Annotated in this window: 13 protein-coding genes; 7 read left to right on the top strand and 6 right to left on the bottom strand. The window is 58.4% G+C overall.

Going from position 1 to position 15320, the window contains the following annotated elements:
• Positions 1-70: 70 nt before the first annotated feature.
• The 3 genes from proX to ACWR1S_RS01320 are packed head-to-tail and all read right to left on the bottom strand — an operon-like array spanning position 71 to position 3175.
• On the bottom strand, positions 71-1093 hold the full coding sequence (gene proX / locus ACWR1S_RS01330) for a glycine betaine/L-proline ABC transporter substrate-binding protein ProX (RefSeq protein WP_185057871.1): 1023 nt from the start codon (positions 1091-1093) through the stop codon (positions 71-73).
• A gap of 43 nt (positions 1094-1136) precedes the next feature.
• Positions 1137-2090, bottom strand: a complete 954-nt coding sequence (gene proW / locus ACWR1S_RS01325) for a glycine betaine/L-proline ABC transporter permease ProW (protein WP_077572874.1) — start codon at positions 2088-2090, stop codon at positions 1137-1139.
• A 50-nt stretch (positions 2091-2140) separates the two neighbouring features.
• Positions 2141-3175 carry a quaternary amine ABC transporter ATP-binding protein gene (locus ACWR1S_RS01320; RefSeq protein WP_454562165.1) on the bottom strand — a complete coding sequence of 345 codons (1035 nt, stop codon included), beginning with the start codon at positions 3173-3175 and terminating at the stop codon, positions 2141-2143.
• 367 nt (positions 3176-3542) lie between these two features.
• Between ACWR1S_RS01320 and ACWR1S_RS01315 the strand changes: the two genes are divergently transcribed.
• The 4 genes from ACWR1S_RS01315 to ACWR1S_RS01300 all read left to right on the top strand — a co-directional run bounded on the left by ACWR1S_RS01315 (position 3543) and on the right by ACWR1S_RS01300 (position 8626).
• Positions 3543-4502 carry a LysR family transcriptional regulator gene (locus ACWR1S_RS01315; protein ID WP_007913217.1) on the top strand — a complete coding sequence of 320 codons (960 nt, stop codon included), beginning with the start codon at positions 3543-3545 and terminating at the stop codon, positions 4500-4502.
• Between the two features lie 141 nt (positions 4503-4643).
• Complete coding sequence (locus ACWR1S_RS01310) at positions 4644-6017, top strand: MmgE/PrpD family protein (RefSeq protein WP_454562164.1); 1374 nt, start codon at positions 4644-4646, stop codon at positions 6015-6017.
• Positions 6018-6098: 81 nt separating this feature from the next.
• On the top strand, positions 6099-7334 hold the full coding sequence (locus ACWR1S_RS01305; protein ID WP_454562163.1) for an aromatic ring-hydroxylating oxygenase subunit alpha: 1236 nt from the start codon (positions 6099-6101) through the stop codon (positions 7332-7334).
• A 140-nt stretch (positions 7335-7474) separates the two neighbouring features.
• Positions 7475-8626: an MFS transporter gene (locus tag ACWR1S_RS01300; RefSeq protein ID WP_454562162.1), complete on the top strand. Its 1152-nt coding sequence runs from the start codon at positions 7475-7477 to the stop codon at positions 8624-8626.
• A gap of 38 nt (positions 8627-8664) precedes the next feature.
• Here ACWR1S_RS01300 and yddG read toward each other — a convergent pair whose 3' ends face one another.
• Positions 8665-9609: an aromatic amino acid DMT transporter YddG gene (gene yddG, locus ACWR1S_RS01295; RefSeq protein WP_454562161.1), complete on the bottom strand. Its 945-nt coding sequence runs from the start codon at positions 9607-9609 to the stop codon at positions 8665-8667.
• Positions 9610-9888: 279 nt separating this feature from the next.
• Between yddG and ACWR1S_RS01290 the strand changes: the two genes are divergently transcribed.
• Entirely contained in the window at positions 9889-11232 is a 1344-nt protein-coding gene (locus ACWR1S_RS01290; RefSeq protein WP_454562160.1) for an MFS transporter, read from the top strand.
• A 42-nt stretch (positions 11233-11274) separates the two neighbouring features.
• Here the strand turns inward: ACWR1S_RS01290 and ACWR1S_RS01285 are convergent, their stop codons facing one another.
• Both ACWR1S_RS01285 and ACWR1S_RS01280 read right to left on the bottom strand, forming a co-directional pair.
• On the bottom strand, positions 11275-12390 hold the full coding sequence (locus ACWR1S_RS01285) for an aromatic ring-hydroxylating dioxygenase subunit alpha (RefSeq protein ID WP_454562159.1): 1116 nt from the start codon (positions 12388-12390) through the stop codon (positions 11275-11277).
• 84 nt (positions 12391-12474) lie between these two features.
• Positions 12475-13086 carry a dTMP kinase gene (locus ACWR1S_RS01280; RefSeq protein ID WP_454562158.1) on the bottom strand — a complete coding sequence of 204 codons (612 nt, stop codon included), beginning with the start codon at positions 13084-13086 and terminating at the stop codon, positions 12475-12477.
• Between the two features lie 127 nt (positions 13087-13213).
• On the opposite strand from ACWR1S_RS01280, the gene ACWR1S_RS01275 reads away from it, so the two are divergent.
• Together ACWR1S_RS01275 and ACWR1S_RS01270 are read left to right on the top strand one after the other, a co-directional pair.
• On the top strand, positions 13214-14347 hold the full coding sequence (locus tag ACWR1S_RS01275) for an alanine--glyoxylate aminotransferase family protein (protein ID WP_454562157.1): 1134 nt from the start codon (positions 13214-13216) through the stop codon (positions 14345-14347).
• 111 nt (positions 14348-14458) lie between these two features.
• On the top strand, positions 14459-15271 hold the full coding sequence (locus ACWR1S_RS01270; RefSeq protein WP_454562156.1) for a DUF1206 domain-containing protein: 813 nt from the start codon (positions 14459-14461) through the stop codon (positions 15269-15271).
• Positions 15272-15320: the final 49 nt, after the last annotated feature.

Below are 15320 nucleotides of genomic sequence, written 5' to 3'. Positions count from 1 at the left end.
TCTTCACTGAAACGACAACCTGGTGGTTTGGCGTCTGGCACGGTCCGCCGCCAAACCGTGGCCGAACCGATTACTTCGCTGCCGCCCGGGCGTCACTCAACCAACCGTCATAGGCTTGCTGGTTGGCCTTGATCCATTCCGCGGCATGACGCTTGATGTCGGCCAGCGACTTTTCACCGTTCTGCATGCGCAGGTTTTGCGCACTTTCAGCGGCCGTCGGGATGCTGACTTCAGAGAGGAATTTGCGCGCCACCGGGTTCTTCTCGGCGAACTCTTTGCTCATGACGGCATTGATCGTGTCAACCGGAAAACCGAGGTTCTTGCCGTCATGGAAGGTGTCCTTGCTTTCCTTGCCATCTGGCAGCGAGGTGAACGGCACCGGCAACCAGACCACGTCACGCCCTTCTACCAGAACACTGGCGATCCATTGCGGAACCCAAGTGAAAAACAGCACGGGTTTGCCTTGCTGGAAGCGCGCAATGGTGTCTGCCATCAACGCGAAGTACGAACCGCGGTTGTCGACCACGGTTGGGCCCAAGCCATAGGCTTTCATGTGGTGTTCGACCATGATCTCGCAGCCCCAGCCCGGGTTGCAGCCCGTCAGATCAGCCTTGCCGTCACCGTTGCTGTCGAAGAGTTTGGCGATTTCGGGTTTCTTCAGGTCCGACAGATCCTTGATCTGATAAGCCTCGGCCGTCTTCTTGTCGATCATGTAGCCCTGCAGCACGCCTTTCATGATTTGCCCGACTTTGACCATCACGTCATCGCCGCCGGCCTTTTCATAAAACGCTTGGTGCAAGTGTTCCCATTCATGCACGGTGAAGTCCGCATCGCCGTAAGACAGCGCGAGAAACATCGCCGGGTAGTCGACTTCTTTTGGCTGCTTTACGTCGTAGCCCAGTTCCTTGAGGCCTGCGATCACTACCTCGCCGCGAAAGCGCTCTTCGGCGATCGTCGGGAAGATCGGCGTAATCGAAACACCGGCACCGGGTTTGTTCGCATCGGCTGCGTAGGCCGCCGAACACAGCAAAGTCCCAAACACTGAAGCCACCAGGCTCGCAACCACGCTCTTTTTGAGATTTGTCAGTTTCATGTTTCACCACGCTTGGAGTTTTTAATGGGGTGAGCAGGCCAACTCAATTCGTCACTGGACGTGCAACGTTCTTCTTTTTCTTCAGTTTCATGACCAGCCCCACCGGGCCGCTTTCATACCAGCGCTGACCGGTGGCCAGGTCGCTGCTGCGCTCACCCATTGCCTGGGTCAGTCGATCAAGGAATACCGCGAGCAACACCAGGCCGGCACCGCCGACGCTGGCCAGACCCATGTCGAGGCGGCCGATGCCGCTCAACACCATCAAGCCCAGACCGCCCACCGAAATCATCGAGGCGACCACCACCATCGACAGCGACAGCATCAATGTCTGGTTGAGACCGGCCATCATCGTCGGCGCCGCCAACGGCAACTGCACCTTCATCAGCATTTGCGTAGCCGTGCAGCCAAACGCTCGAGCGGCTTCGACCTTGTCCGCAGGGACTTGGCGAATACCAAGGTTGGTCAGCCGCACCAGCGGCGCCACGGAAAAGATGATGGTGACGATTACACCGGGGACGTTGCCGATACCAAAGAGCATCACCACCGGCACCAGGTAGACGAACGCGGGCAGTGTCTGCATGGCATCCAGCACCGGGCGGATGATCATTTCCGTGCGATCACTGCGTGCACACAAGATGCCCAGCGGTATGCCGATCACTGCGCAAAACAATAGCGAGGTCAGCACCAGGGCCAGCGTGACCATCGCATCGCTCCACACACCGATCAATCCAAGCCCGGTGAGCGTTGCAACACTGAAGATGGCAATGCGTTTGCCGCCAATCTGCCAACTGATCAGTCCGGCGATGATGATGAACACCGTGGGCGGAACCGACAGCAGTCCCCACTGGACACCGTCGAGCACTTGATCGACCGGCCAGCGGATCGAGCGAAACACTTCCCTGAAGTTATGCACCAGGTATTTAAGGGCGGTTTCCACCCACGAGCCCAACGGAATATTCAAACTTTGGAAAGGATCTAGAAAGTTGAAGTCTGACATGGTGCTACCTCGCCCTCAGAAGCGGTAAATCAATTCTGATTATTCGCAGTTCAGCTATTACACAGACAGCTCAGAAGATGGCCTTGCGAAATCGAACCTTTATAAAGCCCAACTTCATCCACCACCGGCATGGGAGTTGCCGAGGCCGCAACCAGATGAAAGATGTCGCGAAGGGACGCATCCGCTTTAATCGGCGTTTGCCCACCCGGTATATAAACGACATTGCAATCCTGTTGCGCGATATCACCCGCTTTCAGAATGCGACTGGTGTCGAAGCCATTAAAGAAATCGCGAACATATTTATTCACCGGGTTGCACAGAAGTTCACGCGGCGTGCCGATTTGCACCACCCGCCCGCCTTCCATGATCGCAATGCGGTGACCGATGCGAACCGCTTCTTCTATGTCGTGGGAGATGAAAATGATCGTGCGATCCTGCTCGGCCTGGAGCTTGATCAGCTCGCCCTGCATCTCGCTGCGAATCATCGGATCGAGTGCCGAGAAGGCTTCGTCCATCAGCAGAATGGCGGGATCATTGGCCAGCGCGCGGGCCAGGCCGACACGTTGTTGCATGCCGCCAGAGAGTTGGTGAGGAAAGCTGAGTTCCTGCCCTGAAAGCCCGACCTGCTCCAGTGCACCCATCGCGCGGCAATAGCGCTCTTTCTCGCTGACCCCGCTGATTTCCAGGCCGAAGCTGACGTTGTCGATGACGCTCATGTGCGGCATCAATGCAAACGACTGGAAGACCATGCCCATGTCTTTGCGGCGAACCTGCAACAAGTCCTTGTCGCCCAGGCCGGTGATTTCCTTGCCATTGAGAAAGATCTGCCCGGACGTCGGTTCGATCAGCCGGTTGAACAATCTGACCATGGTCGATTTGCCCGAGCCGGATAAACCCATGATGACGAAAATCTCACCACGGCGAACCGAGAAGTTGGCATCAAAAACACCAATCGCCTGACCGGTCTTTTTGAACACTTCAGCTTTTGATGCGCCTTCTTTAACCATTTTCATGGCAAGTGCTGGCTGCGTACCGAAGACTTTGAAAACATTCTTTACGCAAATGATCTCGTCGGAACTTGTCATACCTTGCCTCCTTCGCATCGTGCATCTTTCGCATTAAGCGACAGGCAAACGAGCAAAAATAATTGTAAGCGGCAGCGGTAATGAATAGATGTCTTCACGACGGGCTTCCTTTTATTATTTTTGAGGTCCCAGGAAAAAGGGATGTTTCAAATCTATTAGCATCACCCCGCTTAATCCAACTACATTTACAGGGGCAATTCGATAACGTCGGGTTATCGGTTGCGACGACAGCCACAGCCGAGTGCCGCGTCAGCACCATGAGCGACCGGGTCTATCCCCGCAGCGACGCTCGCGTAGCCCTCCCCGCACGGTTCCGTTACCCTCCTCGCGCTTCGATGGGGAGCTGTATCGTTAGGAGAGTGTACGAATGAGCAAGCATGTCGACCCTGACACCATCCTGCTGAAAATGCCGTCCTTGAGGGCTGTGAAGGCATTTGTGGCCGCGGCCAAATACGAAAGCTTCACCCGTGCGGCGGAGGCGTTGTGCGTTTCGCAAGCCGCCATCAGCCGGCAGATCCGCGAACTGGAAAGCTATCTGGGCGCGCAACTGTTCACCCGGGTAGGCCGGGCGGTGGAACTGACGGCCGCCGGCGCGGTGTTCTTCGATGCCGCGCAACTGTCGTTCGTCAACATCGCCCAGGCTGCCGAACGCATCCGCAGCAGCCAGTCGACCAAGAAGGTCCTCACCGTCTGTTGCTCGCCGGCCTTTTCCGCATTGTGGCTATCGAATCATCTGCAAGAGTTCTTCGCGCAGTGCCCGGACATCGAACTCAACCTGATCACCACGCAGAACTTTCTGACCATGGAACCCGGTGTGCAGCCCGACATCTTCATCACCAAGATTTCGCGCATCCGTGACGGTTATAGAAGCTACCCGTTGTGCCACGACGTGATTTACCCGGTGTGCACCCCGCAGTATCTGGAGAAACACCCGGAAATTTCGACGATCGAAGGCGTGCGCGATTCGGCCCTGCTCAACCTGAGTCCCTATGGCCGCTCGCAAGTCGCCGAGCATGTCGACTGGGGCGTGTGGCTGGCGTTTCAGGCCATCGATATCGATGATCGTCCGCCGAACAGTCCGCAGATCTTCAATGCCAACGACTACAACCTGCTCATCAGCATGGTCCTGACCCATCAGGGCATCGCGTTGGGCTGGAATCACTTGGTCACGGGATTGGTGCAGCAAGGTCTGTTGGTGCGACCGATCGAGCAGCAGGTGCAATTGCGTAACAGCTGGCACTACCTGAGCTGTCGCGAAAGCTCCGAAAACGAAGACGAACTGCGGCGTTTCCGCGAATGGATTCTGGCGAAGTTTCCCCGCCGTTAATCCAGCCTGCACAAGCGTCGGGTGATTTGGTTATCAATAGCCCGCCGAAAATGTTGCTAGAGCGGCACCCTCCCCCTGGCTCATTGTTGAGCTGCGCCGACCATGATCGGCTCGGCTCAACTCACAGGAAGGGATTGTTGAATGTCACTCTTCGAATTCTGTCGCGACTTTGATTTCCTCGATGCCCCGCTCAAGACTCGAGCAATCGTGCAGGACAGTCTGCTGGATATCGTCGGCGTCATGGCCGGCGCGGCCAGCAATGACACCAGCAGCGCAATGCGACGTTTTGCCGAACGGCATTACCCGGCGGGCGCTTATAGCAGTCGCCTGATCTTCGGCGGGCAGCGTGTCAACGTGCTCGGTGCGGCTTGGGCCGGAGGTTTCAGCGCTGACAGCCTCGACGCCCATGAGGGCCACTTCAAATCCAAGGGGCACGCCGGTGCCACCGTGGTTCCCGCCGTACTGGCCCTCGCCGATGCGCTGCATCATCAAGGTCAGTCGATCAGTGGCCATGGGCTATTGACTGCCCTGTGCATCGGGTATGAAACGGCGCTGCGGGCCGGTTCTGCCTTGATGGCGACCTCGCCGACTTATCACGCATCCGGCGGTTTTTCCGCGCTGGGTGTGGTCTGTGCCGGGGCGCGCTTGCTGGGCTTGGATGAGCCGACCTTTCGCCACGCCTTGGGCATCGCCGAATACTTCAGCGCGCGCTGCCCGATGATGCGCGTGGTGCAAGCGCCGACGATGCTGCGAGATGCTCACGGTGCAGGCGCATTTGCGGGTTTGAACGCGCTGTTCATGGCCCGGGAAGGCATCACCGGCGCGCCGGCAGAAACGGTTGAAGACGTCACCGTCGCTGAATACTGGACCGACATCGGTGCACGCTGGGAGATCGACAGTCAGTATTTCAAACCCTGGCCGGTCTGCCGTTGGGCGCAACCGGCGCTGACCGCCATGCTCGAACTGCAGCGGGAAAACCCTGAGCTTGATGCGGACTCGATTGAAACCGTTCGGGTGGAAACGTTCTACGAGTCGATGTGTTTGCAAGGGCATACGCCAAGTGACGCCGATCAGGCGCAGTACGCCCTCGCCTTTCCGCTGGCCGCACTGATTGTCAGGGGCAAAGTCGGTCCGCTAGAAGTCACCGGGGCGGCGATTTTTGCCGAAGATATTCTCGCATTGAGCCGCCGTATCGAAGTCGTTGAAGCCGCTGATATCTCCGCTCGCTTCCCCGACGAAATCCTCTCCCGATTGACCATTACCCTGAAGAACGGTGCGGTGCTGGTGAGTCCGGTCACTGCCGCGCGCGGGGATCCCGAAACGGCCCTCAGCGCTGAAGAGCTGAGTCAGAAATTTGATCTGTTCGCCAGCGGTCTCGGTGTAGAACGCAGTGCCGAGGTGAAAGCGGCGATCAAACACATCGCTCAATCCAGTTGCGCCATTACTGCTCTTGCGCCGATTTTTCACGCCGTTCCGGCACACCAGTCAAACCCCATCGATAACGCCAACGCATGAATTGCCCACAGCAAATGTCGTTTGTGACGGTTGTCTTCGGCCATATAGGCTGAGGACCATGTCGTCTATGGGAGGATAACAATGAACAATAAAGAAAGCGTTTTTGACCTGATCGCTCAGCGCAAACCCTGGCACTCGCTGCCGGGCGCTCTTTACAGCAATGAGAGCGTTTACCGCCAGGATCTTGAGCAGATCTGGCACAAGGACTGGATCTTCGCCGGCCACACCTTTGAAATCACCAAACCGGGGCAGTATTTCACCCTGCAGATCGGTGACTATCCCGTCGCAGTGGTACGCGGCAAAGACGGCGAGGTCCGGGCATTCCATAACGCCTGCCGTCACCGTGGCGCGAAAATCTGTGAGGCCGATCACGGCAAAGTGGCGAAGATGGTTTGCCCCTATCACAAGTGGACGTACGAGCTGGATGGCAACCTGTTGTTCGCCGGCAACATGGGCCAGGATTTCGACAAATCCCAATACAGTCTGAAAAACGTTCACTGCGAGATCGTCGATACCTACATTTATGTCTGCGTGGCCGCCAAGGCTCCCGATTTCGAAGGCTTCCGCAAAGCCGTCAGCCCTTTCATCGCGCCGCACTATCTTGAAAACTGCAAAGTGGCGTTCGAGTCGAACATCGTCGAGAAAGGCAACTGGAAACTGGTCTTTGAAAACAATCGCGAGTGCTACCACTGCGACGGCTCACACCCGGAGTTGCTGCATTCGTTCGTCGATAACCTTTCGGTAGGCGGCGTCAGTGGCGAAGACGATCCAGAGCTGTCGGCCTACTGGTCCAAATGCGAGAGCGCCGGATTGCCAAGCCGTTTGGTGATGGACATCAACGGCCAGTTCCGCATGACCCGTATTCCCCTGTCATCCGGTGCCCTCAGCTACACCATGGACGGCAAACCGGCCGTTGCCGGTCGCCTCGACAAGACAACTGAAGCGGACATCGGCGCGCTGCTGTACTTCCACTATCCCTCCACCTGGAATCACTTCCTCGGTGACCATGCGCTGAGCTTCCGCGTGCTGCCGATCAGCGCCACCGAAACCTTGGTCACCACCAAATGGCTGGTACCTGACAGCGCAGTGGAAGGCGTTGATTACGATATCGAGCGCCTGACCAAAGTCTGGATTGCCACCAACGATCAGGACCGCACGCTGGTCGAGGGCACTCAGCGTGGCGTGACCTCGCCTTCGTACGAGCCGGGGCCTTATTCGGAAACCGCCGAGACCGGCGTTTGCCAGTTCGATGACTGGTACTGCGCGACCATGATGGATCGGCTCAAAGGCCCCATTCCGTTGAAGTCTGTGGGCTGATCCGGGTTCTCCTCATACGCTCCAACCCTCCTCCCTTCAGCATCCCGACGGATGCTGGAAGGGAATCTTTCGTCTCGAAAAGCTGTTATCCGGCTCTTCGCCAAAAAAGCCGGGAGACACCGATAAGGATGTCCGCCTCAATGAACACCTCGACATCATCCGTGGCGGCTTATGCAAACTACGGCGAACGCGTGTCGACGCGCATTGTATTTTTGATCACCGGCATTGTCATGTCGGCCTGGGCGCCGCTCGTTCCGTTGGTGAAAGCGCGTACCGGACTGGACGACGGCGGACTGGGCCTGTTGTTGCTGGGGTTTGGTATCGGCTCGATCGCCGCCATGCCGTTTGCCGGTTACCTGACTGCACGTTTTGGCTGTCGGCCAGTGATCATCTGCTCGACTGTCGCGTTGTGTTCGGTGCTGCCGATGCTGAGCCATCTGACATGGCTGCCGGGATTGGCGCTTGCGGTGCTGGGATTCGGCGCCAGCATGGGCATGCTCGATTGCGCGATCAATATTCAGTCCATCATTGTTGAAAAGAACAGCGGCGAAACCCTGCAATCCGGTTTCCACGGGCTCTACAGTGTCGGCGGTATCGCCGGTGCCGGGGCCATGACGGCGATGCTCAGCCTGGGTCTGAATCCACTGCTGTCCGTGCTTTGCCTGGTGGCGATTATCCTCGCCGCGCTATACAAGGCTGCGCCAAGTTTGTTGCCCTATGGCACCGAGAGAGACGGTCCGTTGTTGGCGCTGCCACGGGGGATCGTGCTGCTTTTGGGTTGCCTGTGCTTCATAGTTTTCCTGACGGAAGGCGCCATGCTTGACTGGAGCGCGGTTTTTCTCGCCTCGCAACGCGCAATGGAACCCAGCTACGCCGGTTTGGGTTATGCGAGCTTCGCGGCGGCGATGACCATTGGGCGCCTGACCGGAGACGCCATCGTCAGCCGACTGGGTGGCGTTCGCGTGGTGGCGCTAGGCGGGATCTGCGCGGCGGCCGGCATGTTGGTTTCGCTGGTGTTCGAGAGTTGGCAGGCGTCCTTGCTGGGTTATGCCTTGGTCGGCATCGGATGCTCGAACATTGTTCCGGTGCTGTTTACCGCGGCGGGTCGGCAACAGCGTATGCCGCAGCGCACCGCCATTCCGGCGATCATTTCGATGGGCTACGCCGGCATTCTCATGGGGCCGGCGTTTATCGGCATGGTTGCGCATCTCAGTACGCTGGTGGTCGCGCTGGGTGGCTTGGTTTTCCTGTTGTTGTTTGTCAGCTACGCCGCAAGATTTTTGAAGACATAACGCACTGGCAGCATTGATGGAAACGAGGATTGGCATCTTCAGTGAGGGGTATCGCCCACATTGACCTTGATCGGTGTTGTCTGGGGTACGTCGCGCTGCCGGGTCGCATGCCAACACAGTAGCGACCCCGCCGTCACCAGCACGGCGCCCTGCCAGAATTGCATCTGCAAACTCACGCCCAGCCACAGCGCGGCGAACGCCGACGACAGCACCGGCGCGGAGTAGGACGCGGTCGCCAGCAAGGTCAGGTTTCCCCGCAGAATGCCGATGTTCCACAGCGCGTAACCGCCGGCCATGGCGATTCCGGCTGCCAGCAGCTCCAGGGCGTTTTCCCAAGTGAATGGCGGAATCTGTTCCAGGCTCACGTACCACTTCACCCACAGCACCACAGACGTCAATACGAAAAACAGCACCACCAGATTCTGCCCACCTGCATAGCGACGCGTGACATTGCAATACAGCGCAAAGGTGATCGCACAGGTCAATGCCAGGCTGTAGCTCAACGGGTTGGACTGAACATTGCGCACAATTCCCGGCAGCGGCAGCGATAAACCCTCGCCACTGACCACCCACAAGATGCCGAAAATCGCCAGCGCGGAGCCGGGAATGATGAACCAGCGGGTTTTCTGTCCGTTCATGACGATCGCCAGCACCACGGTCAGGCACGGCCACAGATAATTGACCACGCCCAGTTCAATGGCTTGATGACGATCACTGGCGAAACCCAGCGCCAACGACAGGCACACCTCATAAGCGACGAACAATGCGCTGCCGAGCAGCAGATAGAGCCTTGATGTCGAACGAATCCGCGGACGGCCGAGGAACACCAGCAACAGCATGGCACCCAGCGAATAGATCAGCGCAGCGCCCCCCAGCGGGCCGAAGTGCTCGCTGACGCCTCTGATCAATCCGGCAGCGGTACTCCACAAAACGATCGCCACCAAACCACACGCTGTGGCAGCCCGCTCACCTTTGATCAGCATCATGACTCCTGGCACAAAATGGCAACTCGACCGCACAGGCTAAACAGCGCAAGAGGATCAATAAAGGAACATTTTTGCCGTGCAAAGGATGAGCTGTCGTTATGCCACGACCTGGACTGACCTGCGTCCAACTGTCGCAGCAAACAGCCATTGGAGAATTGCGCACAAGCCTTAGAATCCGCGCGCTCTTGCAGTCGCCGGATCTGGTGACCGAAACGTATCCAACCGCCCTGTCCGTCTGGCGGGCGCCCACACCACACACCCCGACTTGGCAATCGCATGCGCAGAGGCGCACGTTGCGCTGTTCGTTCTCTAGAGGTTTTTATGTCTCCGCGTTTGCTGGCCATGGCGCTGGCACCCCTGCTCGGGTTGTTCATTGTTGCACTGGGCAACGGTTTTCTGTCTTCCCTGACCACCCTTCGACTGGACGCTGCCGGCGCGTCAGCGACGATGATCGGTGTCGTTTCCTCGGCCTATTTCATCGGTCTGACCCTGGGTGCCGTGTTCAATGACCGCTTGATTCTGCGCATCGGCCATATCCGCGCCTACGGCAGCTTCGCTTCGCTGATCGCCGTGACCATCCTGCTGCAAGGGTTGTTCTATGACACTTGGGGCTGGTTCGCCCTGCGCTTGATCAACGGTTGGGCCACGGTCGGTGTGTTTCTGGTGATCGAAAGCTGGCTGCTGCTGGCGGGCGACGCGAAGATTCGCGGGCGCTTGCTCGCGCTGTACATGATCGTCTTGTACGGCGCTGGTGTGCTGGGTCAGGCAACGTTGGGCAAGATCACCGGGCTCAGCGACAGCGCACCTTTCATGGTCGCCGGCATGCTCGCTTCGTTGTCGGTGCTGCCGATCGTAATCCTGCCGCGCGTGTCGCCGCTGCTTGATCAGGTCGAGCCGCTCAAGCCACGGCAACTGCTGGGCGTGACACCGACCGGGCTGGTCGGCTGTTTCGGTTCAGGTGTGACCATCGCGGCGATTTACACCTTGCTGCCGTTGTATCTGCAACGCAGCGGTCTGAATGTCGGTGAAGTCGGCAGCATGATGGCCTGGACGATTCTTGGTGCGATGCTCCTGCAATACCCGGTCGGGCGTTGGTCCGACCGCAAGGATCGCTTGCAGGTGCTGACGATTCTGACGGTGGCGTGCACGGTGTTGTCGCTGCTGATCGTCCTGCTGCCGTTGTCCGCGACGATGCTCGCGGTGATGTTGTTTCTGCTCGGTGGCGGTGTGTTCGCGCTGTACCCGGTTGCCGTCAGCCACGCCGCCGACCGCGCCCCGGCCGAAGCCTTGGTGCCGATGATTCAGGGCCTGTTGCTGATCAACTCGCTGGGCTCGGCGATCAGTCCGATGATGATTTCGCCGGTGATGAACTCGTTCGGTGGCAATGGGTTGTTTTGGGTATTTGCGCTGGTCAATCTGTGCATGGTCACCTTCTTCCTGTGGCGCCGTGGCAAACGCCCGATTCCGGCCAATCCCGCGCCGTTTGCAGCGGCAGCCACCTTCTCGCCGACAGGTGCGGAGCTGCGGGTGACCGAAGACTTGCGTCAGGCGGTGCAGGAGCATCCGCCGATGGTTGATGCACTGAGCGGCGAGCCTTCGCCGCAGTGCGAGACGCGCTGAGGGTGGCGCCAGTCTGTGCCAAGCGCAGGCTGGCTCGCGCCACTATTGGGATTCGTGGGTGATGTCCACGAGCGGAATCGGCTCGATCGCCCAAGCGCGAATTTGGCGACGTTCAGGGCTGGGCACTGCGCAAGCCTTGCGTCCGGTGAACGTTCGCGCAAGACGCTCTTCATCAATGCGCCAGCCGCGCTGTTCCAGTGCCTGCACGTCTTTGCGAAAGGCAATCTGCAGCGCATCGGATTTCAACGAAACCTCCTGCTGAAAAGAGTCCGGCACACGTTCCGGCCGGACGTTTTTCAGCACGGCGTGATCTTGTTCGAAGATACGGATATTGCTCGCAATGAACCTGCGATCCAGCAGTCGTGAGCGCAGAAACGTTCTGCCCATCATCCACCAGGTGCGCGTGCGATTGGCGTCAATCGGCACATGCGCCGAGACGATGTAGATCCGCCAGCCGTTCGGTAACTCAAGCTCAAGCGTTGTACATGGGCCGGACAAATGGAAACCCGGAACAGTCACCACACTGACCCATTCGGTGGAGGATTTGCGCCTCAGCAGCCCTTTGCGCGCCGGCCTGCGCATGAGCATTTGCGCGCTGCCGCTCCACGTATCGCTGTCGACCTCGAATGATTCAATCTCCGGATGATCCGGATCGCCGAAGGTTGAACCATGAACAAACGGTGCATGCGCGAAGTCCAGACCGTTTTCGATAATCCGATCCCAACTGGCTTCCCAATCGAAATGTCCGGCGACCACCCGGATGGCAGGGTCATCGACCCAGTCGAGCGTGGGCAAGGGTGGACGCTCAGACTCAGGCAGATCACCTAAAAACGCCCAGATCCAACCGTATCGCTCCAGCGTCGGGTACGCATCGACGCGGGCCTTGGCGGGAATCCGCAGGTCGGGCTGCGCCGGTATCTGAGTGCACACACCATCAGCGCCAAACCGCCAGCCGTGATAAGGGCACTGCACGCTATTGCCCACTTTGCTGCCGGCGGACAGCGAGCCGCCGCGATGCACGCAGATATCCGAAAGCAGGTGAGCGACACCCGCGTCATCGCGGAACGCTACGAAAGGTTGTCCGAGCAATTGAACCGGGATCAATCCATCAGTCAACTGTGACGATGGGAGAACGACATACCAGAGGTTTGTGAGCATGGGGGGCGTGTGATCCGTCAGTACGGTTAGCTCAGATCAGAGAAACCTGAAATTCAAATTAAACCAGCGCCTGCACAGCGACAATCAGCCAAGCACTTTATAGATCTCTGCAACCACCTGAGTCGTTGCGGCTTCGATGGTTCCTTCGTTACGGCACAGCACCCAGCCATGATCGGTAACCGCCCGCTCGAACATCTCGCTACACACAACGTGCTCGGCGTGTTTCTGGATCACCGTGCCGCCCAGTCCTCGAGATCGTGCCGTTGCCCTGGCCCATGAAATATCCGGCGCAGTGACAACACCGACATGCAGATCCGGCACGCGCACGCCTCGCTCGATGTTCAACTGCAGAATCTCGGCAAACGGCACGCTATGGCGAAATGCGGCGTCAGACGGATACCAGCGGTCGATCAGGATGATGCTGTTCAATGGCTGTTTGGGCAGCACCCGCTCAGAAATCCAGCGACGGCTATCCGCAAGGCGCTGACACACCGCCCACTCCAGATCCCGGGAAGGATGTCTGGCGAGCTGGTTAACCAGGGCCATGGTTTCGCCGCGGTACGGATCGCTTTTTCTCTCGCAGAGCCGAATGACTTTGTGTTTGTCAGCCCGCAGTGCAGCGGTAACAGCCTCCAGCAATGTGGTTTTGCCGGTGCCCTTGGGCCCGTCCAGAGAAATAAACAGCGGCAGCTTCATGGTTCACGCAACGATTGAGACATTGCTGAGCACTCTAACCTCATTTGCGCAAATCAATGAGCTGATCCCTGCCCTTTGCCTACACTTGCTTGCCAAAGATGTTTACCTCTCTGCCGAAGGAGTCACCATGTCAAAGCTCTATCCGAGCATCGATCCCGAGGGATTGGTCGAGTACTCCGTGGTCTACACCGACCGCTCGCTGAACCACATGTCGCAGTCCTTTCAAGGCGTGATGAAGAACATTTCCACGACCCTGAAACAGGTCTACCACGCCGAAGCGGTGGCGGTGGTTCCGGGCAGCGGCACCTTCGGCATGGAAGCGGTGGCGCGGCAGTTCGCCACCGGCCAGCAATGCCTGGTGATACGCAACGGCTGGTTCAGTTATCGCTGGAGCCAGATTCTGGAGATGGGCAACATCCCGGCGGCCACTACGGTGCTCAAAGCGCGGCCGGTCGAGGCGGGTCGCCAGGCAGCCTACGCCCCGCCGCCGCTGGACGAAGTGCTGGCCGCCATTGCCGCGCAGAAGCCGAAAGTCGTTTTCGCGCCCCACGTTGAAACTTCCTCAGGGATCCTCCTGCCCGACGAGTACCTGCGGGCAGTCGGCGACGCCGTGCATGCGGTGGGCGGTCTGTTCGTGCTGGACTGCATTGCCTCCGGCACCATTTGGGTGGATATGCACAAATGCGCCGTCGACCTGCTGATCAGTGCCCCGCAAAAAGGCTGGAGCGCCTCGCCTTGCTGCGCCCTGGTGATGTTCAGTGCTTTGGCGCTTGAGCGTATCGAACACACGCAAAGCAGCAGCTTCGCCTGCGACCTGAAAAAGTGGCTGCAGATCATGCAGGCCTACGAACAGGGCGGACATGCCTATCACGCGACGATGCCCAGCGATTCCCTCGCACGGTTCAACGACGTGATGAAAGAGACGCAAGCCTACGGGTTCGACAACGTTCGCGACGAACAACAGGCGCTGGGCGATCGGGTGCGCGCCCTGTTGACCGGCAAAGGCTTCAAAAGCGTCGCCGCAGCCGGCTTTCAGGCCCCTGGCGTGGTGGTGAGCTACACCGATGATGCCGACATCAAAAGCGGCAAGAAATTTGCTCATCATGGCCTGCAGATCGCTGCCGGCGTGCCACTGCAATGTGATGAACCGGCCGACTTCCAGACCTTTCGCCTCGGGCTGTTTGGACTTGAGAAGCTGCAGAATATCGAGCGTACGGTCAACCTGCTGGAGCAGGCACTGGATGAAGTGATGGTTGAGTAAGCCCTCCTCTGCGCGCCGCAGATAACTAACGTTTGAGTGCCAGGAAGGCGAAATAGAACCCCTCCTGGCAAGAAGGGTCTGCTCTCCTATGCCCCTTCAGGAATACACCCCATGTCCGCGCAACACAGCCTTGTAATACTTGCCCGGGGAGGCTACGCCGCTCGGGGAGTGCTGTATTTGATCATCGGTATCTTCGCCTTGCTCGCCGCCCGCGATTCGACCCGACCCAAGGACAGCCACAAGAGCCTGGAGGCCTTGCTAGGCCAGCCATTCGGCTATTTTTTAGTTGGGTTGGTGGTGGCGGGTCTGCTCGCCTTTGCGGCCTGGCGGGTCTTGCAAGCTACGCGTGATGTCGATCATCACGGCAAAAAAATCAAAGGTCTGGTGATTCGCGCCGGCCTGTTGGCGGGAGGTCTGGTCAACGGGGCTCTGGCGTTTTTTGCATTGGGCCTGCTCATGAGCGGCATCAAAAGCTCGGGCAATGCCGGTGGGCAAACCAAAGATTGGCTGGCGCATCTTTTGTCGTGGGAATACTCGAATGTGTTGGTATATGTGATCGCTCTCGTTCCGCTCGGAGTTGGCATTGCTCACCTCATCAAGGGCTGGAAAGCGTCGTTCGAACGGTATTTTGAGGCCGACGAAGAAGTTATGCGCTACGTCCGCCCGGTCTCCCGATTTGGTCTGATAGCTCGCGGAGTGGTGTTTATAGAGATTGCATTGCTGCTGGCAATCAGCGGTTCCACCTATCAAGCCATGGATCCACCGGGTCTGAAAGAAGCGCTCGATGCGCTGCAGAATCTGCCCGCAGGCTGGCTGATTTTGATGATGATGGCCCTGGGGTTGATTGCCTTCTCGGTTTACAGTTTTTCTGAAGCGTACTGGCGCAAGATCAATATGGATGTGCCGGGCGTCTCCAGGCCGTAGGGCTTCATTGAACAGCCGAACATGCAGCGCATCCTCAGATGCGCTGCAG

The organism is Pseudomonas sp. AIG (assembly GCF_977020205.1).
Note: the sequence above shows the minus strand (reverse complement) of the source record. Positions and strands in the feature narration are given on the sequence as shown.